The 21,599-nt window shown below is 72.3% G+C and carries 17 protein-coding genes; 6 read left to right on the top strand and 11 right to left on the bottom strand.

Features of this window, described 5'->3' with window-relative positions; genetic code table 11:
* Window positions 1–50 precede the first annotated feature (50 nt).
* The 4 genes from ACN269_RS24195 to eno all read right to left on the bottom strand — a co-directional run bounded on the left by ACN269_RS24195 (window position 51) and on the right by eno (window position 3,170).
* On the bottom strand, window positions 51–572 hold the full coding sequence (locus ACN269_RS24195) for an amino-acid N-acetyltransferase (RefSeq protein WP_421474568.1): 522 nt from the start codon (window positions 570–572) through the stop codon (window positions 51–53).
* The gene (locus ACN269_RS24190) at window positions 569–1,126 is read right to left on the bottom strand and encodes a DUF501 domain-containing protein (protein ID WP_421474567.1); all 558 of its coding nucleotides are present in this window, start codon (window positions 1,124–1,126) and stop codon (window positions 569–571) included. The genes ACN269_RS24195 and ACN269_RS24190 overlap by 4 nt, the downstream gene beginning before the upstream one ends.
* 34 nt (window positions 1,127–1,160) lie before the next feature.
* Entirely contained in the window at window positions 1,161–1,802 is a 642-nt protein-coding gene (locus ACN269_RS24185) for an FtsB family cell division protein (RefSeq protein ID WP_421474566.1), read from the bottom strand.
* Window positions 1,803–1,886: 84 nt separating this feature from the next.
* Window positions 1,887–3,170 (bottom strand): phosphopyruvate hydratase, encoded by a 1,284-nt coding sequence (gene eno / locus ACN269_RS24180; protein WP_355048850.1) that lies wholly within the window; start codon window positions 3,168–3,170, stop codon window positions 1,887–1,889.
* A 213-nt stretch (window positions 3,171–3,383) separates the two neighbouring features.
* Between eno and ACN269_RS24175 the strand changes: the two genes are divergently transcribed.
* Window positions 3,384–4,076 (top strand): hypothetical protein, encoded by a 693-nt coding sequence (locus tag ACN269_RS24175; protein ID WP_421474565.1) that lies wholly within the window; start codon window positions 3,384–3,386, stop codon window positions 4,074–4,076.
* A gap of 5 nt (window positions 4,077–4,081) precedes the next feature.
* Here ACN269_RS24175 and ACN269_RS24170 read toward each other — a convergent pair whose 3' ends face one another.
* The 4 genes from ACN269_RS24170 to mfd form a co-directional block, all read right to left on the bottom strand.
* Window positions 4,082–5,701: a DUF885 domain-containing protein gene (locus tag ACN269_RS24170; RefSeq protein ID WP_421474564.1), complete on the bottom strand. Its 1,620-nt coding sequence runs from the start codon at window positions 5,699–5,701 to the stop codon at window positions 4,082–4,084.
* A gap of 99 nt (window positions 5,702–5,800) precedes the next feature.
* The gene (locus tag ACN269_RS24165) at window positions 5,801–6,787 is read right to left on the bottom strand and encodes a nucleoside triphosphate pyrophosphohydrolase (RefSeq protein ID WP_421474563.1); all 987 of its coding nucleotides are present in this window, start codon (window positions 6,785–6,787) and stop codon (window positions 5,801–5,803) included.
* A gap of 2 nt (window positions 6,788–6,789) precedes the next feature.
* Window positions 6,790–7,599: a hypothetical protein gene (locus tag ACN269_RS24160; protein WP_421474562.1), complete on the bottom strand. Its 810-nt coding sequence runs from the start codon at window positions 7,597–7,599 to the stop codon at window positions 6,790–6,792.
* Window positions 7,600–7,699: 100 nt separating this feature from the next.
* The gene (gene mfd / locus ACN269_RS24155; protein WP_421474561.1) at window positions 7,700–11,329 is read right to left on the bottom strand and encodes a transcription-repair coupling factor; all 3,630 of its coding nucleotides are present in this window, start codon (window positions 11,327–11,329) and stop codon (window positions 7,700–7,702) included.
* A 408-nt stretch (window positions 11,330–11,737) separates the two neighbouring features.
* On the opposite strand from mfd, the gene ACN269_RS24150 reads away from it, so the two are divergent.
* From ACN269_RS24150 to ppc, 4 genes are all read left to right on the top strand, one after another.
* Window positions 11,738–12,646 carry a cyclase family protein gene (locus ACN269_RS24150; protein WP_421474560.1) on the top strand — a complete coding sequence of 303 codons (909 nt, stop codon included), beginning with the start codon at window positions 11,738–11,740 and terminating at the stop codon, window positions 12,644–12,646.
* Between the two features lie 59 nt (window positions 12,647–12,705).
* Window positions 12,706–13,626 (top strand): helix-turn-helix domain-containing protein, encoded by a 921-nt coding sequence (locus ACN269_RS24145; RefSeq protein WP_421474559.1) that lies wholly within the window; start codon window positions 12,706–12,708, stop codon window positions 13,624–13,626.
* A 276-nt stretch (window positions 13,627–13,902) separates the two neighbouring features.
* A complete protein-coding gene (locus ACN269_RS24140) occupies window positions 13,903–14,916 on the top strand; it encodes a hypothetical protein (protein WP_421474558.1) in 1,014 nt (337 codons plus the stop codon).
* A 128-nt stretch (window positions 14,917–15,044) separates the two neighbouring features.
* Window positions 15,045–17,831, top strand: a complete 2,787-nt coding sequence (gene ppc / locus ACN269_RS24135; RefSeq protein WP_421474557.1) for a phosphoenolpyruvate carboxylase — start codon at window positions 15,045–15,047, stop codon at window positions 17,829–17,831.
* A gap of 136 nt (window positions 17,832–17,967) precedes the next feature.
* Here ppc and ACN269_RS24130 read toward each other — a convergent pair whose 3' ends face one another.
* Complete coding sequence (locus ACN269_RS24130; RefSeq protein WP_421474556.1) at window positions 17,968–18,804, bottom strand: hypothetical protein; 837 nt, start codon at window positions 18,802–18,804, stop codon at window positions 17,968–17,970.
* Between the two features lie 54 nt (window positions 18,805–18,858).
* On the opposite strand from ACN269_RS24130, the gene ACN269_RS24125 reads away from it, so the two are divergent.
* Complete coding sequence (locus ACN269_RS24125) at window positions 18,859–20,007, top strand: DNA recombination protein RmuC (RefSeq protein ID WP_421474555.1); 1,149 nt, start codon at window positions 18,859–18,861, stop codon at window positions 20,005–20,007.
* A 10-nt stretch (window positions 20,008–20,017) separates the two neighbouring features.
* Here the strand turns inward: ACN269_RS24125 and ACN269_RS24120 are convergent, their stop codons facing one another.
* Both ACN269_RS24120 and ACN269_RS24115 read right to left on the bottom strand, forming a co-directional pair.
* Window positions 20,018–20,446: a hypothetical protein gene (locus tag ACN269_RS24120; protein WP_421474554.1), complete on the bottom strand. Its 429-nt coding sequence runs from the start codon at window positions 20,444–20,446 to the stop codon at window positions 20,018–20,020.
* A gap of 44 nt (window positions 20,447–20,490) precedes the next feature.
* Entirely contained in the window at window positions 20,491–21,474 is a 984-nt protein-coding gene (locus tag ACN269_RS24115) for a 4-hydroxy-3-methylbut-2-enyl diphosphate reductase (RefSeq protein ID WP_421474553.1), read from the bottom strand.
* Window positions 21,475–21,599 lie beyond the last annotated feature (125 nt).

The raw sequence follows: 21,599 nt of genomic DNA, 5'->3' as shown, positions 1-21,599 counted from the left end.
TGATGACTCACCAGCATCACGCTGAACCGACCGACCGGCCCCGACAGCACCTACAACCGCAGCAGCATCCGGGTGTTGCCCAGCGTGTTGGGCTTGACCCGATCCAGGTCCAGGAACTGGGCGACGCCCTCGTCGTACGAGCGCAGCAGCTGCTCGTAGACCGCCCGCGGCACCGGAGCGCCGTCGATCTCGCGGAAGCCGAACGAGCCGAAGAACCGGGTCTCGAAGGTCAGCACGAAGATCCGTGCCACGCCCAACTCCCGGGCCGCGTCGATCAGCTCGCCGACCAGCCGGTGCCCGATCCGCTGGCCCTGGCAGGTCGGGTCCACCGCCACCGTGCGAATCTCGGCCAGGTCCTCCCACATGACGTGCAGCGCGCCGCAGCCCACCACGACGCCGTCGTCGGCCCGGACCGCGACCCGGAACTCCTGCACGTCCTCGTACAGGGTCACGGTGGCCTTGCTCAGCAGCCGCCGGTCGTCGGTGTACATGTCGACCAGCCGGCGGATGCCGCGCACGTCCCGGGTGCGGGCACGCCGCACCAGGATCTGCCCCTCGGCCTGCGCGGTCATTCGCTGTCGGGCAGATCCACGCACGGGCCGGCCGTCCACCAGGGCTCGACCAGCGCCAACGTCTCGTCGCCGAACGGGTTCACGCCGGGGCCGGCACCCAGGGCGTGGCCGAGGTGCACGTGCAGGCACTTCACACGGCCCGGCATCCCACCGGCCGAGATGCCGGCGATCTCCGGCACCTCGCCGATGGCGTCCCGGCGGGCGAGGTAGTCCTCGTGCGCCGCCCGGTAGTGGGCGGCCAGCTCCGGATCGGTCGCCAACCGGTCGGCCATCTCCCGCATCAGCCCCGCGGACTCCAACCGGCTGCACGCCGCGGTGGCCCGGGGGCAGGTCAGATAGAACAGCGTCGGGAACGGGGTGCCATCGGCGAGGCGCGGCGTCGTCTCCACCACGTCCGGCAGACCGCAGGGGCAGCGGTGGGCCACCGCCCGGGTCCCCCGGGGCGGGCGGCCGAGCTGCGCGGCCACCGCGGCCAGGTCGGCCTCGGTCGCCGGTTCCCGCTGCGGCAGGGGTACGGAATCCGCCGCCGGCTCCGACGGGGGTACGACAGTCACGGTGCTCGTCTCTCCTGGTGTGCTGGTCGGTGGATCACTTGCCCGGCTGCTGGCTGTCCGCCGCGCGCACGCTGCCCCAGAGCGTGTCGTACCAGGTCGAAGGCCCTGCCGGGGCACCCGAACCGGCCGGTTTGCCGGCGTCGCGGGCCGCGCCCTCGGCGTCGTTCATGACCACCATCATCTTCTCGCCCGGCCGACCCATGAAGAACCGCTCCCGGGCCTTCGCCTCGATGAACTCGTCGTCCTGCCACTTGGCGGCCTCGGCGGCGAGCTCGGCGATCTGCTTCTCCTGCGCCGCCTGCGCGGCCTCCATCCGTTCGATGTCGGCCTGCTGGTCCAGGTAGACCCGCACCGGGTAGGTGTACGCCAGGGCGAGCGCGATCAGCACCGCGAACAGCACGGTGGCCCGGCCGGTGAAGCGACGGGGATGGGGTGCGGCGAGCCGCTTGACGGCACCGCCACCGGCGGCGGTACGCCGGGCGGCGGCCGGACGACTGGCGGAGCGTCCGCCCTCGGCGCCCCGGACCGTGCCCGGGGCGCGACCGGCGGCGCCGCGCGCTTCGGCGCGTACGCCAGCGTCCCGGAGCGACCCGCGGGTGACCCGCCCGGCGCCCGGCCGACCGGCCTGACCCGGTCGGCGGGCGGGCCGTTGACCACCCGGTGTGCGGCGCTGCATCGTCACACCCCTCCCCCGAGGCTACGTCTGTCGCGTACCTGCGCCGGGAAGCCCCACGACGGCGGGGCCTCCCGGCAACCCCACTCAGGCCGAACGGTAACGCGGGAAGGCACCCGCGCCCGCGTAGCGCGCCGCGTCGGCCAGCTCCTCCTCGATCCGGAGCAGCTGGTTGTACTTGGCGACCCGGTCCGAGCGGGCCGGAGCGCCGGTCTTGATCTGACCACAGCCGGTGGCGACCGCCAGGTCGGCGATGGTGGTGTCCTCGGTCTCGCCGGAACGGTGGCTCATCATGCACTTGAAGCCGGCCCGGTGGGCCAGGTCCACCGCGTCCAGGGTCTCGGTCAGCGAGCCGATCTGGTTGACCTTCACGAGGACGGCGTTGGCGGCCTTCTCCGCGATGCCACGGGCGATGCGCTGCGGGTTGGTCACGAACAGGTCGTCACCGACGATCTGCACCCGGTCGCCGATCGACGCGGTCAGCGTCTGCCAGCCGGACCAGTCGTCCTCCGCCAGCGGGTCCTCGATCGACACGATCGGGTACTCGTCGGCGAGCTTGGTGTAGTAGGTGCTCATGTCCTCGGCGGACTTCGCGGCGCCCTCGAAGGTGTAGGTGCCGTTCTCGAAGAACTCGGTGGCCGCCACGTCGAGCGCGAACACGATGTCGGTGCCGAGCCGGTAGCCGGCCTTCTCGACCGCCTCGGCGATCAGGTCCAGGGCGGCCGCGTTGGTGGGCAGGTTCGGCGCGAAGCCACCCTCGTCACCGAGCCCGGTGGACAGGCCCTTCTTCTTCAGCACCGACTTCAGCGCGTGGTAGACCTCCGCACCGGAGCGCAGCGCCTCGCGGAAGGTGGGCGCGCCGATCGGCGCGATCATGAACTCCTGGACGTCGACGTTGGAGTCGGCGTGCGCGCCACCGTTGAGGATGTTCATCATCGGCACCGGCAGCAGGTGCGCGTTCGGGCCGCCCAGGTAGCGGAAGAGGCTCAGCTCGGCGCTGCTGGCGGCGGCCTTCGCCACCGCCAGGGAGACCCCGAGGATGGCGTTCGCGCCCAGCTCCGACTTGCTGTCGGTGCCGTCGATGTCGAGCATCTTCTGGTCGATGAGCCGCTGCTCGCTGGCCTCGTAGCCGATGAGCTGGTCGACGATCTTGTCTTCGACGTTGGAGACCGCCTTCTCCACGCCCTTGCCCTGGTAACGGTCGGCGTCACCGTCGCGCAGCTCGATCGCCTCGAACGCGCCGGTGGAGGCGCCGGAGGGCACCGCGGCGCGGGCCACCGTGCCGTCGTCCAGGCCGATCTCGACCTCGACCGTCGGGTTGCCCCGCGAGTCGAGAATCTCCCGCGCGACGATTCCCTCGATGGTTGCCACTGAGTCGCTCCTCGTTGTTGTGATCCGGTCCGTGGGTGGGCCGCGACGGTGCGGCTGAGGCAGGTGTTGAACGCAGCGTATCGGGCGACGAGATCGGGCATGGCGTCGCCCGCGCACCCGAGTCGCCCTACAGTGACGGACATTCCCGTATTTCCGGGCGCCAACCGGCAACGGGTTTGCGCTGTGCCGACTAGATCCACCAGGCTTGGCGCCATGCCCGCCGCCACGACCACCCTCCGCATGCTCGCCGTGTCGGTCATCGCGTCGCTCACGGTCACCGGCTGTCAGACATTCGAGGACGCCGGCCGCGCCATGGGTCGCGCGGATCTCGTCAACGACCTCGCCGCCCGCCTCGACCGGGCGCTGGAGTTGACCTACACGGCCGACTACCAACTGCCCGGCGGCCAGACCGCCGCGATCGTCCAGGCGCAGGACCCGGCCCGCTCCGCCTACACCTACCCGGGTGGGCGGCTGACCGTCACCCCCGACGCCGTCACCCGGTGCACGGCGGCCGGCGGTCGGATGGCGTGCACGCTCGTTCCGCCGCCCACACCCGGCAGCAAGCCCACCGTGGCCCTCTTCGACGAGGCGAACCAGCAGGGTCTCGTCACCCCGCCCGTGGTGGTCGGCCTGCTGACCGCCGCCGCCCTCGACCCGCAGGCGGTGATCAAGCAGAGCGACACCACCGTCGCCGGGCACCACGCCGCCTGCGTCGAGGTAGAGCGCTCGGACGGCGACTTCAGCGCCTGCGTGACCACCGAGGGTGTGCTCGGCAGCTTCGTCGGCGCGGTCGACGGCAAGCCGATGGAGCTGGCGCTGAGCGACTACTCCGAGTCGGTCGAGAAGAACGCGTTCGACCCGCCCGCCGGAGCAGGTGTGGTGGACAACCGCCCCGGCGGCTCCTGACCCGTTCAGACGCCGAGGAGGGCGCGCAGGTGGCGCGGGGGCGGGCAGTCGTGGGCGAGCATCGCGTCGTGCCAGTCGCGCGCCGACACGCCCGCCGGGCGGGCGGCGGCGATCTCCGCCACCTCGCTGTACCCGACGAAGTACGTGGAGAGCTGCGTCGAGGTGAGCAGGGACCGACGCCACTTGCCGGCGGCCTCGCCCTCCTCCTGGAAGCCACGACCGGTCATCAACGCCATCGCCTCGGCCTCGGGCAGCTCCTCGGCGTGCACCAACTGGTCGAGCAGCGCGTTGATGGTCATGCGGAGCTGCATCTTGAGCTGCTGCATCCGCACCGGCAGACCGCCGAAGCCGAGACCGGCCATCAGCTCCTCGGCGTACACCGCCCAGCCCTCGACGAACGGGCCGGAGCGGGCCAACGCCCGCACCCGCGTGTCGCCGACGTGCCGCCGGGCGTGGGCGAGCTGGAGGAAGTGGCCGGGCATCGCCTCGTGCACGGTCAGGTTGCGGACCATGTGGTCGTTGTACTCGCGGTAGAACGAGTCGACGCGCTGCGCCGACCAGTCCGCCGGGGTGGGCGCGATGCAGTAGAACGTCGGCACCGGAGCGGTCTCCAACGGGCCGGGTGAATCGCAGTACGCCACCGCGACGCCGCGTGCGAACTCCGGCATCTCCTGGATCACGCACCGGTCGTCGACCAGGGTGACCAGGTCGTGCAGCCGGACGAAGTCGGTGGCCTCGTCCAGGGTCACACCGGCCAGCTCGACGATCGTCGAGTCGTCCGGGTGCTCCGCGGCCAGCAGATCCAGCGCCCGACGTACCGTCTCGTCGTCGGCCGGACCACCCACCAGCTCGACGGCCGCCGCGCGGATCTCCTCGGTGACCCGATCCAGGTTGGCCCACGCCCGACGCTGGATCTCGGCGGCCCTCAGCTCGGTGTCCAGGGTGTGCCAGAGCCGCGCCTCCCAACGGCGGCGGCCCAGGCGCGGGTCACGGCCGGGCCCGGCGTCGGCGGTCAACCGAACCCGCAGCCAGGCCACGAACTCGTCAAGCGCGGCGATCGCGGCCGTGGCAGCCGGCTCCACCTTGTCGAAGCCGCCCGGCGCCTGCGCGATCAGCCCCGGTAGCTCGTCCCGGATGAGCGCGGCCGTGCCGGTGAACTGCCCGACCGCGGTTTCGGCGTGGATCCGCGGCATGTCCCGCAGCGTCGCGCGCGCGGTGGCGAGGGCATCCGGTACGGCGGCGAGCCGGCCGGCGAGCTGCGTCAGGCGCACCTCGGCCGGGGCGTACGGGCGCGCGAGCAGGGGGTGCAGCAGCGGGCCGGGGTTGTGGGCCAGGGGGTCCCACTCGTGCGACCGGATCTCGGTCAGCTCGAACAGCTCCCGGTCGACGAAGCAGGTGAGCAGCGCGTGGTCGACCTGCTCGTCGACGTCCAGCGCGTCGGGGTCCAGTTCGGAGAGCGCGTTGGCCGCATCGGTGAGCATCGCCCGGTCGGCGGCCAACGCGTCGACGGACAGATCGGGAAGCCGGTCGTCGAACCGGTGATCCCCCGCAGCGGTGGCAACCCCCGGCCGCGCTTCCAGCAGCGCCTCGACGACCCGCTCAGCCAGCACCCCAAACGCTTCCACCCACCAACCCTACCGACCACCCCGCGCCCGGCTAGTTGATCATGAAGTTATTGCGCGCCGCAGCGGCGTGTCGCGGCAATAACTTCATGATCATCGAGGTCAAGAGGGTGCGGGCGGGGGTGCGGTTTCGGCGGCGCGGATGGTGTCGGCGTGGGCCAGGGTGGCGCGGCGCAGGGCCGCCTCGGGGTCGAGGTTGGCCTTGCGGGCCTCGGCCACCAGGGTCAGGAGGGTGGCGCCCAGGGTCGCCTCGTCGGTGTCGGTGTCGGGGGGTGGGAGGGGGACGGTCAGGTTGGCGCGGGCGGCGCGGTCGAGGATCTGCGCGGCCAGCGACAGGGCGGGCTGGCTGAGCGCCACGCCGTCCAGCACCGAGTCGCGCGCCTTCTCGGCCCGCTTGATCCGCTCCCAGTTGGCGGTGATCTCCTCCAGCGTGCCCGCCTCCGCGCCCGCGAAGACATGCGGGTTACGCCGGATCATCTTGTCGACCAGGCCACCGGCCACGTCGTCGATGCTCCACCGTGCACCCTCGGGCAGCTCCTCGGCGAGCCGTGCGTGCAGCACCACCTGGAGCAGCACGTCGCCCAACTCCTCGCGGAGCGCGTCGGTGTCGTCGGCGCTTATCGCGTCGTACGCCTCGTAGCTCTCCTCCAGCAGGTAACCCGCGAGGCTACGGTGCGTCTGCGCGCGCTTCCACGGGTCGCCGCCCGGCGAGGCCAGCCGGTCCAGCACGGCCACCGCGTCCAGCAGCCGCGCCCCCGGCGGGTCCCACGAGCCGTACATCAGCTCCATCTCGGCGAGCCCCGGCTCCCGGGCCAACCGCAGGCCCAACTCCCGCGCCAGCGACTCGTCCCCGGCCGGTCCGGCCAGCCAGACCGCCGTACCGTGCTCCGCGACCGTGTCCAGCAGTGCCTGCGTGGCCGAGCCGGCCACGACGGTCACCTCGGCGCCCGCCTGCCGCACCGCCGTGGTCAACTCGCTTTCCGCGCCGGCCAGCACCGGATGCTGCCGTACGACGTCCCAGGCGGCCGAGGTCAGCAGGCCGGCCGGCAGCCGGGGTGAGGTGACCAATAGGACGATCCGTGCCGTCATGCTCAGCTGGCCGTGCCCTCGGTGTCCGGGTTCGGGCTCGACGGCGACGCGTCCGGGGTCGAGACGTCGGTGACCGTGCTGCTGGGCCGGTCCAGGTAGGGCAGGTCGTACAGAGCAGTGCCCTGGTTCGGCACCTGGAACAGGGCCGGAATCTCCAACGACGAGTAGCGCGGATTGACGGTGACGTCCTCCCGCTTGACCTCCTCCTTGAAGGCCTTGCTGAGCGCCACCACCGCGTTCACCTGCGGAGCGATCTCCGGTGCCCCGAACCGCTCGCGCTGTTCGTCGACGGACCAACCGGCGGACGCGACCCCGCTCTTCACCAGGGCGTCGTAGATCGCCGAACGCTCGTCGTCGGTCAACTCGGCGGGCGGCAGACCCGCCTGCAGGGCGGAGAAGTGGTTGTACCAGTCGGCGGCGAGCTTCGCGTACTCGGAGCCGGGGACGCGGAGGCTCTGCCCCAACTCCTCGGCCTTGAGCTGGTCCTTGACCGTGATGTTCTTCTCCGCGACCACCCGCTTGGCCAGGTCGAGGCCGACGAGCAGGTTGAGCATGTCCTGCCGGGTCCCCTTGAACCGCAGCTCATCCGGCGAGGGACTTGCGGACGGGCCGTTCTGCTGCTCGAACGCCGCCCGGGCGTTCTTCTCGTACGTCGCCTGCGCCTCTTCGAAGATCGTGTCGACCCGGTCCACCGAGTAGGTGGTGTCACCGATATAGGCGGCGACGCTCGGCGCGGATCTGCCGCAGGCGGCGAGGGAGAGGGCAGCCAAGGCCGCGACGCTGGCGGCGACGATCACACGGCGAGCACGCATGCCCGTCACTCTCTCATGCCCTCTCCCATGCTGTGACGGCCCCCACCTCACCACGCGGACTCCACACGGTCGCGGACGTTCTCACCACGCCCGCGACCGATCACGCGGTTGCCGCGGCGAGTGGGGCGGGAGCGCCCAGGACGTCGGAGAGCAGCTGCGCACACCATTCGAGCAACGCCTGGTCGCGCAGCGATTCGCCACCGATCCGACGGGTGCTCGGCCGGGGCACGCTGACCTGGTCGGTGGCCTGCTTGTAGACCGCGTCCGGGTGGTAGCGCTTGAGCCGCAGTTGCTTCGAATCCGGTAGCGGCAGCGGCCCGAACCGCACGTGCTTGCCCTGCATGGACACGTCGGTCAGGCCGTACCGGCGGGCCAGCAGGCGGAACCGGGCCACCGCCACCAGGTTCTGCACCGGAGCCGGCGGCTCGCCGTACCGGTCGGTCATCTCGGCGACGACCTCGCGCAGCCGCTCGGAGTCGCGGGCCTCGGCGAGCTTGCGGTACATCTCCAGGCGCAGCCGTTCCACGCCCACGTAGTCGTGCGGCAGGTGCGCGTCGACCGGCAGGTCGATCTTGACGTCGGTCTCCTCCTCCTGGCGCTCGCCCTTGAACGCGGAGACCGCCTCGCCGACCATCCGCACGTACAGGTCGAAGCCGACGCCCTCGATGTGGCCGGACTGCTCACCACCGAGCAGGTTGCCGGCGCCCCGGATCTCCAGGTCCTTCATGGCCACGTACATGCCGGCGCCCAGCTCGGTGTGCTGGGCGATGGTCGCCAGCCGCTCGTGGGCGTGCTCGGTGAGCGGCTTCTCCGGCGGGTAGAGGAAGTACGCGTACGCCCGCTCGCGGCCCCGGCCGACCCGACCCCGGATCTGGTGCAGCTGGGCCAGGCCGAGCAGGTCGGCCCGCTCCACGATCAGGGTGTTGGCGTTCGGGATGTCGATGCCGGACTCCACGATGGTCGTGCAGACCAGGACGTCGAACTCCTTCTCCCAGAAGCCGACCATCACCTTCTCGAGCGCTTCCTCGCTCATCTGCCCGTGCGCTACGGCGACCCGCGCCTCGGGCACCAGCTCGCGCAGCCGCCGCGCCGCCCGGTCGATCGACTCGACCCGGTTGTGCAGGTAGAAGACCTGCCCGTCGCGCAGCAGCTCACGGTGGATGGAGGCGGCGACCTGCCGGTCGTCCTGCGCGCCCACGAAGGTGAGCACCGGGTGCCGCTCCTCCGGCGGGGTGGCGATGGTGGACATCTCCCGGATGCCGGTGATGGCCATCTCCAGGGTGCGCGGGATCGGGGTGGCCGACATGCTCAGCACGTCCACCGAGGCGCGCAGCGTCTTCAGGTGCTCCTTGTGTTCGACGCCGAAGCGCTGCTCCTCGTCGACGATCACCAGTCCGAGCTGCTTGAACCGGGTGGCGGTCTGCAACAGCCGGTGCGTGCCGATGACGATGTCGACGGTGCCGTCGGCGACCATCTCCAGCGTCCGCTCGGTCTCCTTGGCGGTCTGGAACCGGGAGAGCTGCCGGATCTGCACCGGGAACTGGCTCATCCGCTCGGCGAACGTGTTGTAGTGCTGCTGCACCAGCAGGGTGGTCGGCACCAGCACCGCCACCTGCTTGCCGTCCTGCACGGCCTTGAACGCCGCCCGCACCGCGATCTCGGTCTTGCCGTAGCCGACGTCACCACAGATCAACCGGTCCATCGGGACGGTCTGCTCCATGTCCCGCTTGACCTCGTCGATCGCGGCGAGCTGGTCGGGCGTCTCCTGCCACGGGAAGGCGTCCTCCAGCTCCCGCTGCCACGGGGTGTCCGGGCCGAACGAGTGGCCCTTGGACGCCTTGCGCGCGGCGTAGAGCTGGATGAGCTGCGCGGCGATCTCGCGGACCGCCTTGCGGGCCCGGGCCTTGGACTTCTGCCAGTCCGAGCCGCCCATCTTGTGCAGCGTCGGCTGCTCCCCGCCCACGTAGCGGGAGAGCTGGTCGAGCTGGTCGGTGGGGACGAACAGCCGGTCGCCGGGCTGGCCGCGCTTGCTGGCCGCGTACTCGATGACCAGGTATTCCCGGCTGGCGCCGTTGACGGTGCGCTGCACCAGCTCGACGTACCGACCGATGCCGTGCTGCTCGTGCACCACGTAGTCGCCGGCCTTGAGCTCCAGCGGGTCGATGGTGTTGCGCCGACGGCTCGGCATCTTGCGCATGTCCCGCGTCGAGGTGCCCCGGCCACCGGTCACGTCGTTGCCGGTCAGCAGCACGAAACGGGACGCCTCGTCGACGAATCCGCTGGTCAGCGCGCCGCAGGTGACGACCAGGTCACCGGGAGCGGGTGCGGTGGGCACGTCCTCGGTGAGCCGTGCGCCCAGGCCGGCGTCGCGCAGCACCTCCACGGCACGCTGGGCGGGGCCGTGCCCCTCGAAGACCAGCGCGATCGACCAGCCCTCGCCGGCCCAGCGCTTGAGGTCGTCGACCACCCGCGCGGTCTCGCCGTGGTAGAGCGGGGCGGGCTGGGCGGCGAGCGTCACCGCGATGGCGTCGTCCGGGGTGACCGCCGCCTGCTCGGGGGCGTCCTCCCAGGGCTGCCGCGCCTCGGCCGTCTCCGCCTCCACCAGGCCGAACGGGGACAGCGTCCACCAGGGTTGACCGAGGGTGCCGGCGGTGGCGCGTACCTCGGCCAGGGTGCGGAAGGCGGCGGCGCCGACGTCCACCGGGGCCTGGCCGCCGACCGCGGCGGCGGCCCAGGAGGCCTGGAGGAACTCTTCCGAGGTACGCACCAGATCGTGCGCCCTCGTACGGATCCGCTCCGGGTCGCAGAGCAGCACGTGGGTGCCGGCCGGCATCGCGTCCAGCAGCAACTCCAGCGAGTCGGGGCCGACCAGCACCGGGGCCAGCGACTCCATCCCCTCCACCGGGATGCCCTCGGCGAGCTTGTCGAGGATCTCGGCCAACTCGGGATGCTGTTCGGCGAGCGCGGCGGCCCGCTCACGCACCGCCGGGGTCAGCAGCAACTCGCGGCAGGGCGGCGCCCACAGCAACGGCACCTGCTCGATGGTGCGCTGGTCGGCGACCGCGAAGGTGCGGATCTCCTCCACCTCGTCGCCCCAGAACTCGACCCGGGACGGGTGCTCGTCGGTGGGCGGAAAGACGTCCAGGATGCCGCCGCGCACCGCGAACTCGCCGCGCTTGGTGACCAGGTCGACCCGGGCGTACGCCATGTCGGTGAGGCGGCGGGCGACCTCCTCCAGATCCGCTTCCGCACCGGCGGCGAGCTGCACCGGATCCAGGTCACCGAGGCCCTTGAGCTGCGGTTGCAGCAACGAACGGACCGGGGCGACCACCACCCGCAGGGGACCGGTCCGGCCGTGCGCGTCGGCCGACTCGGGGTGCGCGAGGCGACGCAGCACGGCCAGCCGGCGGCCCACCGTGTCGGACCGTGGGGAGAGCCGTTCGTGCGGCAGCGTCTCCCAGGAGGGGAAGACCACCACCTGCTCGGGCGGCAGCAACCCGCCGAGCGCGGCGGCCAGGTCGTCGGCCTCGCGGGTGGTGGCGGTCACGGCCAGCACGGGGCGGCCGGCACCGTCGGTGTCCGCGGCGACGGCCGCGACGGCGAACGGGCGCAGCGCGGCGGGAGCGGTGATGTCGAGGCCGTCGACCTGGGCGGCACCGGAGCGCGCCAGGTCACGCGCCCGGGCCAGCCCGGGATCGGCCAGGGCGGCGGAGAACAGACCGGTGAGCAAGGGAGTCCTTCCAGGGGATTCGACGCACACGACGGGAGCCCCGCGTCCAGCCGGACGGGGGGTGCACGTCCTCAAGCCTATCTCCGTCCACCGACACCCACCCCGTTCCGCCCAGGTCCCACGCGCGTCGCCCGCCCCGCGCCCCGCGCCCCGCGCCCCGCGCCCCGCGCCCCGCGCCCCGCGCCCCGCGCCCCGCGCCCCGCGCCCCGCGCCCCGCGCCCCGCGCCCCGCGCCCCGCGCCCCGCGCCCAAGATCCTCACAACATCGGCGAAGTTGCTGCCTCAGCGGCCCCGCAGACAGCAACATCGGTGAAGTTGCGCGGATCTTGCGCTGCGAGCCGGCCGTGCGAACAGCGCGAGCCGTCGCAGGGATCTTGACCAGGGCGGGGTGTCGTGGTCGAGTGCGTGGATGGGCGAGCAGTGGCGGGTGCAGTTCGACGCGGAGGTGAGCTTCGCCAACGGCGGCGGGCTGCGTACCGAGGGGTTCCGGCTGGACGTCCCGGGGCGGGAGATCGACGACGACGACCTCGCCGCGCTCTTCGTCGGGCATCTTGGGCTGCTCATGGTCGACGAGGTCCGGATCAGCGCGAAGACGATGATCCAGGAACCGCACAAGGGTGGCCGCGCCGTCGCCACGACCGGCGGCGGTCGTCGGCTGGTGGAGTTGAGCCACGTGATCAGTGACGGGATGACCACCCTGCCCGGGTGGCCGGGCCCGCGGGTCACCGACTGGCTGACGTACGCGGCGTCCCGGGAGCGGTACGCCCCGGGAACCGAGTTCCACGTGGCCCGGATCGACATGATCGCCAACACCGGCACGTACGTGGACACCCCCGCCCACCGCTGGGATGGCCGCGAGGATCTGACCGGGGTGCCGCTGGACCGCCTCGCCGACCTGCCCGGGGTGGTGGTCCGGGTGCCGGCCGACACCCGAGCGGTGGATCGGCTGATGCTGGCGCCGTACGAGGTGGCCGGGCGTGCGGTGCTGCTGCACACGGGGTGGGACGCGCACTTCGGCACCGAGCGGTACTCCGCGCCGGAGGCGCCCTTCCTGAGCGAGGACGGCGCCCGGGCACTGGCCGACGCGGGCGCGGCCCTGGTCGGCATCGACTCGATCAACATCGACGACATGAGCCCGGCGGCGCACGGCGTACGCCCCGCACACAGCATCCTGCTCGCCGCCGGGATCCCGATCGTGGAGCACCTGACCGGCCTGGAGGCACTGCCACCGACCGGGTTCCGGTTCACCGCGGCGCCGCCGATGGTGGCCGGGATGGGTACCTTCCCGGTCCGCGCCTTCGCCGTGGTCGAGAGCTGAGGCCGTGGCGGTCACGCAGCGCCGGGCGGTCCCGGGCCACTCGGGAGTCAGGGGAAGCGATGCCCGCTGAGCAGTTCGGCAGTGATCCGCGTCGGCACACCACGCCGGCCCGTTGGCGGGTGCTCGGGCACCCGGACGGAATGCTGATCTACCAGGTGCGCTGCATCGTCGAGAACCACGGGTGGACGGAGACCGTCACCCAGGATCGCCACAAGATCATGCTGGGCCGGTCCGGGGCGTACCGGCGGCGGCTCAACGGGCGGGACGAACTCTCCGACGCCACCTCGGTGCTGCTCACCCGACCAGGTGACGACATGGCGGTGGCGCACCCGTTCGGCTGCGGCGACTCGTACACCTGCCTGGAGATCGATCCGGCGGTGCTGGCGGAACGGCCGGACGCCCAGCGCTGGATGGACCGGAGCGGCTGGACGGGCACCTCGGACGCCACACTCGACCTGGCGCACCGTCTGCTGGTGGCCGAGTTCCGGCGCGGGCTCGACCGGTTCGAGATGGCCGAACGGCTCCAGCGGTTCCTGGCCCGCCTGCTGCACCACAGCGACCTGGCTGCCGACGAGGTGGACGCCGAGGTCGAGCGGGCCGTCCGCCGACGCCCGGCGACGTTGGCCGCGCACCGGCGGCTCGCCGACCAGGCGCGCGAGGTGCTGGCCCACTCCGGTTTCACGCTCGGCCTGAGCGAGGTGGCCCGGGAGGTGGGCAGCTCACCGCACCACCTCAGCCGGGTGTTCCAGCGGGTGACCGGCAGCAGCCTGACCGCGTACCGCAACCGCCTGCGGGTCCGCGCGGTGCTGGACACCCTCGCCGAGCCCGACGGCCGTCCGCTGGGCGCGCTCGCCACCGAGTACGGCTTCGCCGACCAGGCTCACCTGACCCGGGTAGTCCGCGAGCAGGTGGGGCATCCGCCCGCGCGCCTGCGTCGACTGCTCGCCCCCGCCGGATCGGACCCCACCCTCGCCGCCTGACCTCGGACGCGGGATGGAGGTGCCGTACCTGGGGGTGTACGGCACCTCCATCGGGCGCGGGTCCGGCCGGGCTTCGGGCCTCCCCGAACAGGCCCGCCTGCTCCGGTTCGGCCACCCCGGCTGGGGAGACCTCCGGACCGACGAGAGTCATCGTCGCCGTGTCACCTTGAACAGGTCTTGAAGAAAATTGCTCGGCTGCGCGGGATGACGGTCAGGATCGGACGCGCGCCGGCAGAAACGCCGCAAGTAGGGCAAAACGCACCCTAGGCTGGCCAGGTGGACGAGTCGCCGGAGATCCGGATACGCGACCAGCTCCCCCGCACCGCCGGACTGCTGCTCGGCACCCTGGCGCTGGCCGTCGCGTTCATCACCGCGTACGTCGGCGCCCTGCACCAACCCCACCCCCGCGACGTGCCGGTCGGCGTGGCGAGCGGCGACCAGGCCGCCCGAACGGTCCTGACCGCCGTCCGCGACCGGACCAACACCATCAAGGCCATCGAGTACGCCGATCCGGGCGCCGCCGACGACGGCCTGAACAGCCGAGAGGTGTACGGGGTACTCGGCTCCACCCCCGATGGCGGGCTCGTGCTGACCACCGCCAGCGCCAGCGCGCCGGCCGCCACCGAGGTCGTCGTGCAGGTGCTCACCGCCGCCGCCGCGCAGTCCCGGATGCCATTGCGGGTGGCCGACGAGGTGCCGGTCGCCGACACCGACCCGCGCGGTCTGGTCCCGTTCTACCTGGCGATCGGGTGCGTCCTCGGCGGGTACCTGGCCTCGACCGCGCTCGGCATCGCCGTCGGCACCACTCCGCGCACCCTGCGCCGCGCGGGCGTACGGATCGGCGCGCTCGCCGTCTACAGCGTCCTGCTCGGCATCGCCGGCGCGGTGATCGTCGGCCCGGTGCTGGACGTCTGGCACCACGACCTGCCGGCCGTCGCCAGCACCGGCATGCTGGCCGCCTTCGCCGCCGCGATGGTGGCCGCCGCCGTGCAGGGCTGGTTGGGCGTGCTCGGCACCGGACTGGTGATCCTGCTGCTGGTGGTGCTCGGCAATCCGGGCTCCGGCGGCATCTACGCCCCGGAGTTCCTGCCCACCTGGCTGCGCGGCATGCACCGGTGGAACGTGCCCGGGCTCGCGACCGATCTGGTCAAGTCGGCGGTGTACTTCGACCGGCGGTCGATCGGCTGGCCACTGACCGGGCTGGTGCTGTGGGCGGTGGTCGCCCTGGCGGCCCTGCTCGCCGCGACCGTGGTGCGGGGAGGCCGGGCCGGCACCCGCGCAAGACCCTGAGGTGATCTCCGGGGTGTTTCGTCTCACGACGCGGCACGCCCGGAGCCCCTCCTGCCAAAGGGCCGGACGCGGATACCATCCAGGGAGTCGGACAGCGCTGTCCTTCGTACTCACGTAAGGAGCGCATCGTGACCGACCAGCACGACCACGACGGCCCGGACGCCGCGCTGCGCGCCGACATCCGCCGGCTCGGCACCCTCCTCGGCCAGACCCTGGCCCGTCAGGAGGGCCGCCCGCTGCTCGACCTCGTCGAGGAGATCCGCGCCCAGGTACGCACCGACGTCCCGGCCGCCGCCCAGCGGCTCGGCGGGCTCGACGTGACCACCGGCACCAAGCTGGCCCGCGCCTTCTCCACCTACTTCCACCTGGCCAACATCACCGAGCAGGTACACCGCGCACGGGACCTGCGTCGCCGCCGCGCCGTGCAGGGCGGCTGGCTCGACCAGGCGGCCAAGATGATCGCCGAGCGGGGCGTACCGGCCGAGGAGATCGCCGCCGTGGCCCGCCGACTGGCGGTCCGGCCGGTCTTCACCGCCCACCCGACCGAGGCGGCCCGCCGGTCGATCCTGTCGAAGCTGCGGGCCATCGCCGACGAGCTGGACACCGAGACCGCCAACGCGATCCTCTACGGCGCGAGCGACGAGGGCCCGGCCAACCGCCGGCTGGCCGAACTGCTGGACCTCATGTGGCAGACCGACGAGCTGCGGCTGGACCGGCCGGACCCGACCGACGAGGCCCGTAACGCCATCTACTACCTGCGCGACCTGTACGCCGAGGCCGCGCCGCAGGTGCTCGACGACCTGGCCGACACGCTGCGCACCCTCGGCGTGGAGACGTCGCCGACGGCCCGCCCGCTGAGCTTCGGCAGCTGGATCGGCGGCGACCGGGACGGCAACCCTTTCGTCACCCCGGCGGTCACCCGCGAGGTGCTGACCATCCAGCACGAGCACGGCATCGCCGCCACCGAGAAGGCGATGGACCACCTGATCAACGAGGTTTCGGTCTCGCGCCGGCTGCGCGGGGTGTCGCTCGACCTCTCCGCCAGCCTCGCCGCCGACCTCGACGCGCTGCCCGAGGTGGCGCCCCGGTTCCGTCGGGTCAACGCCGAGGAGCCGTACCGGCTCAAGGCGCGCTGTGTGAAGGCCAAGCTCGCCAACACCCGGCAGCGACTGCGCCAGGGCACCGCGCACGTCCCGGGTCGGGACTACCGCGGCTCTGCCGAGCTGATCGCCGACCTGGACCTGCTGCGCGCGTCGCTGGCCCGCAACTCGGGGCAGCTCACGGCCGTCGGCCGGCTGGCCTCCACCATCCGGACGGTGTCCGCGTTCGGCCTGCACCTGGCGACCTTGGACGTCCGGGAGCACGCCGAGGCGCACCACGCGGTGCTGGCCCAGCTCTACGAGGCCGTGGGCGAGGTGGCCGACTACCCGTCGTTGAGCCGGCTGGAACGCACCAAGCTGCTCGCCGACGAGCTGACCGGCCGCCGACCGCTCTCCACCGCGGACACGCCCCTCTCCGAGCTGTCCCGCAAGACGTTCGACGTGTTCACCACGATCCGGGAGGCGCAGGACCGCTTCGGCAGCGAGGTCATCGAGTCGTACATCATCTCGATGACCCTGGGCGTCGACGACGTGCTCGCCGCCGTGGTGCTCGCCCGCGAGGCCGGGCTCGTCGACGTGCACAGCGGCCGGGCCCGCATCGGCTTCGTGCCGCTGTTGGAGACCCCGGCCGAGCTGAACGCCGGCGGCGAGATCCTCGACGAGCTGCTGTCACTGCCCGCGTACCGGGCGCTCGTCGCGGCCCGTGGCGACGTGCAGGAGGTCATGCTCGGCTACTCCGACTCCAACAAGGAGGCGGGGATCACCACCAGCCAGTGGTCGATCCACCGGGCCCAGCGCGCGCTGCGTGACGTGGCCGCCCGGCACGGCGTACACCTGCGCCTCTTCCACGGCCGCGGCGGTACGGTCGGGCGCGGCGGTGGGCCTACGCACGAGGCGATCCTGGCCCAGCCGTACGGCACGCTGGACGGCGCGATCAAGGTGACCGAGCAGGGCGAGGTCATCTCCGACAAGTACACCTTGCCCTCGCTGGCCCGGGAGAACCTGGAGCTGACCCTCGCCGCGGTGCTCCAGGCGACGCTGCTGCACACCGCGCCCCGGCAGCCGGCCGAGATGCTGGAGCGCTGGGACGCGACGATGGACGTGGTCTCCGAGTCGGCGTTCCGGTCGTACCGGTCGCTCGTCGAGGACCCGGACCTGCCGGCGTACTTCTGGGCCTCCACCCCCACCGAGCTGCTCGGCGCGCTGAACATCGGCTCCCGGCCGGCGAAGCGTCCCAACACCGGCGCCGGACTGTCCGGGCTGCGGGCCATCCCGTGGGTGTTCGGCTGGACGCAGACCCGGCAGATCGTGCCGGGCTGGTTCGGCGTCGGCTCCGGCCTGGCCGCCGCCCGCGAGGCCGGGCTGGCGGACGTGCTGGCCGAGATGCACCGCAACTGGCACTTCTTCCGCACGTTCCTGTCGAACGTCGAGATGATGCTGACCAAGACCGACCTCAGCATCGCCCGCCGGTACGTCGAAACCCTGGTGCCGAAGAAGCTGCACCCGATCTTCGAGCAGATCGAGCGGGAGTACGAGCTGACCAAGCGCGAGGTGCTGGCCGTGACCGCCTCGCCGGCCCTGCTGGAGAACTCACCGGTGCTCCAGCGCACCCTGGCCGTCCGCGACACCTACCTGGAGCCGCTGCACCACCTCCAGGTGGCGCTGCTGCGCCAGTACCGGGAGTCCGGAGCGGCGGGCCGGGCGGTCGCCACCGCGCCGGGCGGTCGACGTGCCCCGAGCGACGGCACGGCCCTGGAACGGGCGCTGCTCACCACCGTGAACGGCATCGCCGCCGGCATGCGCAACACCGGCTGACCAAACCCCAGGCCGGGCCCGGCCGGCCCGGCCGGCCCGGCGAGCCCGGTCGATCATGGAGTTGTGGTGCCCCGCAAAGGCCGCCAACAGCGGCGAAGCGGCCACCACAACTTCATGATCGTCGGATCGGGCGGGGTCAGAAGTCCCCGCCGCCGAAGTCGCCGCCACCGAAGTCCCCGCCGCCGAAGTCGCCGAAGCCGCCACCGCCGAAGTCGCCGCCGGCGTAGTCGCCGCCGCCGAAGTCGCCCGCCTGGTCGCCACCGAAGTCGCCGCCCTGGTCGCCGTAGTCGCCGCCCTGGTCGTCGGCGTAGTCGGCGCCGTCGCCGAAACCCTCCTGGTAGCCCTGGTCGTAGCCGTACCCCGGGTCGGCGAAGGCCGGCGAGAACAGCGCGTCGGCGATCAGAATGCCGCCGAGCACACCGGCGCCCGCGCCCAGCGCGGTCTTCCACCACGGCGTCGAGTACCAACCGGCCGGCACCGGCCGGCCCTGGTACCGGCCGCCGGGGTAGTAGTAGGGCGTGTCCCGGCCCGGCTGTGGGCCGGCCCGGAAGGTCTGGCCCTGCACGTCGACCTCGCGCTCCTTGGTGAGCTGCCCGACGCCCCGCGCGGCGGCCAACGCCGGCACCTCCGGCCCGGGATCGATGCCCAACGCCGTCCGCGCCGCCCGGATGTACGCCAGCCCCTCCAGCGCGGTCTCCCGGGCGAGCGCGAACTGGTGCGGCGTCCGCGCCTGCTCCAGCTGCGAACCGGCCGCGTTGTAGCGCTCCCCGGCGTCGGCCAACGCCTGCCGGACGGCGGGCTCGTCGCCGTGCAGGGTCATCAACTGGCCACCGAGACGCTCGTACCACCGTTGCGCGTCCGCGCGGGCGTCGCCGAGCGCGGCGCGTCGCTGGGCGTTGACCCGGGTGTAGGCGAGCAGGCCGGCACCCACCACGCCGACGAGGACGACCGCGAGGCACAGCAGAGCTTCCATGTCAACGAACGTACCCCCGGGTGTCACGTCGTACCCGTCTGGCAAGCTCCGGTGATGGACGTCTCGACGTTGCTGGTGGTGGTCGTGTGCCTCGGTGCCGGCGGGGCGGTGGGTTGGTTCGCGGCCCGGTCCCGGTCGGCGGCCGACATCGCCCGGCTGGACGCCACCCTGACCGCTACCCGCGAGGGCGAGGGGCGGCTGGAGCAGTCCATGCGCGCACTGAGCTACGAGGCGACGGCGCAGTCCCAGGAGGCGGTGGCCCGGGCCGTGGCGCCGCTGCACGACAGCCTGCGCCGCTACGAGCAGCGGGTGGCCGAGCTGGAACACGACCGCGTCGACGCGTACGCCGAGCTGCGCGAGCAGGTCCGCTCGATGAACGCGGTCTCCGGTGAGCTGCGCACCGAAACCAAGCAGCTGGTGGCCGCGCTGCGCGCGCCGCAGGTGCGGGGCCGCTGGGGCGAGCACCAACTCCGCCGGATCGTCGAGGCGGCCGGCATGCTGGAGCACTGCGACTTCTCCGAGCAGGTGACCGCCGCCACCGACGATCAGGTCGTCCGACCGGATCTGGTGGTACGCCTGCACGGCGGCCGGTCGGTGGTGGTGGACGCGAAGGCGCCCTTCGACGCGTACCTGACGGCCATGGAGGCCCGCGACGAGCGTGGCCGGGACACCTACCTCGACGCGCACGCCCGACATCTGCGCGGGCACGTCGACGCCCTGGCCGCCAAGTCGTACTGGGCCGCGTTCGACAGTTCACCCGAGTTCGTGGTGCTGTTCGTCCCGGCCGACCCGTTCCTCGACGTCGCGCTCCAACGCGACCCGACGCTGCTGGAGCACGCGTTCGCCCGCAACGTCGTGCTGGCCACGCCGGCCACCCTGGTCGCGCTGCTGCGTACGGTGGCCTACTCGTGGCGGCAGGAGGCGCTGGCCCGCAACGCGGTGGCGGTGCACACCCTCGCCCGGGAGCTGTACGGCCGGCTCGCCACCCTCGGCGACCACGTGGGCAAGCTCGGATCGTCGTTGACCGGCGCGGTGACCGCGTACAACCGGGCGGTCGGCTCACTGGAGGCGCGGGTGCTGGTCAGCGCCCGCAAGCTCGCCGAGCTGGGCGTCTCGGATGACGAGCTGGCCGCCCCCGCCCAGGTGGAGCTGACCCCGCGCCAGCCGCAGGCGCCGGAGCTGCTGGACGACGCCGACCGCTGACGGCCGCGGGCTAACGGCGGTTGGCGCTCTCGACGACGAACGGGGTGCCCTGCTGACAGGTGGTCATCGTGCCCTTCTCCACCCGGCCGGTGACGGTCACTCGGGCACCGGGGGTCAGCACGTCGCGGGGACCGCCCACGAGCAGATACCCGTCGAGGAGCACACAGTTCGGCTCCACTCCGGCGGTGATCGTGCCGGTGAGTTCGGCGCTGCCGGCCGGCGGCGGAACGGTGGGCCCGCCGGGCGACTTGATCGGCGGGGCGGGAGTGCTGGGGGACTCGGGAGTGCCGGGCGACTCGGAACTGCTCGGCGACGCGGGGGCGGACTGCCCGGACGACGCCGACGGTCCGCCGGGGGTGGCGGGACCGTCGGTTCCACCGCAGGCGCTCAGCGCCGCGCAGACGAACAGGGCGGGGACGACGAGCCGAAAAGTCCTCATGCCGTCTTCGACGTATGGCACGGGCGCGGCGTTCCCAGCGCTTCTCAGCCGCGGGCCGCGGCGGCCTTCATGTCCCGCCTCAGCTCCTGCGGGAGCGAGAAGGTGAGCCGCTCGTTGGCGGTGGTGATCTCTTCGACGTCGGCGAAGCCACGCTCGGCCAGATGTGCCAGCACATCGCGGACCAGGTCCTCGGGGACGCTCGCGCCGGAGGAGACGCCGACCGTACGGGCATCCGTCAGCCAGGCGTCGTCGATCTCGTGGGCGAAGTCGACGAGGTGACCGGCGCGGGCGCCGGCGTCCAGGGCGACCTCGACGAGGCGGACCGAGTTGGACGAGTTCGTCGAGCCGACGACGATCACCACGTCACACTCCGGGGCGATCTCCTTGACCACGTGCTGCCGGTTGGAGGTGGCATAGCAGATGTCGTCGCTGGGCGGGGACTGGAGCAGTGGCAGCCGCTGCTTGAGCCGGGCGACCGTCTCCAGGGTCTCGTCCACCGAGAGCGTGGTCTGGGAGAGCCAGACCACCTTCTCCGGGTCGCGCACGGTGACCTTGTCGACGCCGTCCGGGCCGTCCACGAGCTGGATGTGCGCGGGTGCCTCACCGGCGGTGCCGACGACCTCCTCGTGCCCCTCGTGGCCGATCAGCAGGATGTCGTAGTCCTCGGCGGCGAAGCGCTTCGCCTCCTGGTGCACCTTGGTGACCAGCGGGCAGGTCGCGTCGATGGCCTTGAGCGAACGCTCCCGCGCCTGCTCGTAGACCTCGGGTGCCACGCCGTGCGCGGAGAAGATGACGGTCGAGCCCTCCGGCACCTCCTCGTTCTCCTCCACGAAGATCGCGCCCTGGGCCTCCAGGGTCTGCACGACGTGCTTGTTGTGCACGATCTGCTTGCGGACGTAGATCGGGGCGCCGTACAGCTTCAGCGCCTCCTCGACGGTCTGCACCGCGCGGTCCACACCCGCGCAGTAGCCGCGAGGCTTGGCCAAAAGCACGCGCTTGCCGGTCCGGAGATCAGTCACGTCCCCCATCCTACGTGCCCACCCCCGACCCACCACCGTCCACAACCCGGGCCCCCACCCCAGCTCGTCGATCATGAAGTTATTGCCACGACACGCCGCCACCGAGCGCAATAACTTCATGATCAACGGGGGCC

The sequence above is a fragment of the Micromonospora sp. WMMD736 genome (assembly GCF_049179015.1).
Classification (GTDB): domain Bacteria; phylum Actinomycetota; class Actinomycetes; order Mycobacteriales; family Micromonosporaceae; genus Micromonospora.
This window is presented reverse-complemented; position numbering and strand designations above follow the sequence as displayed.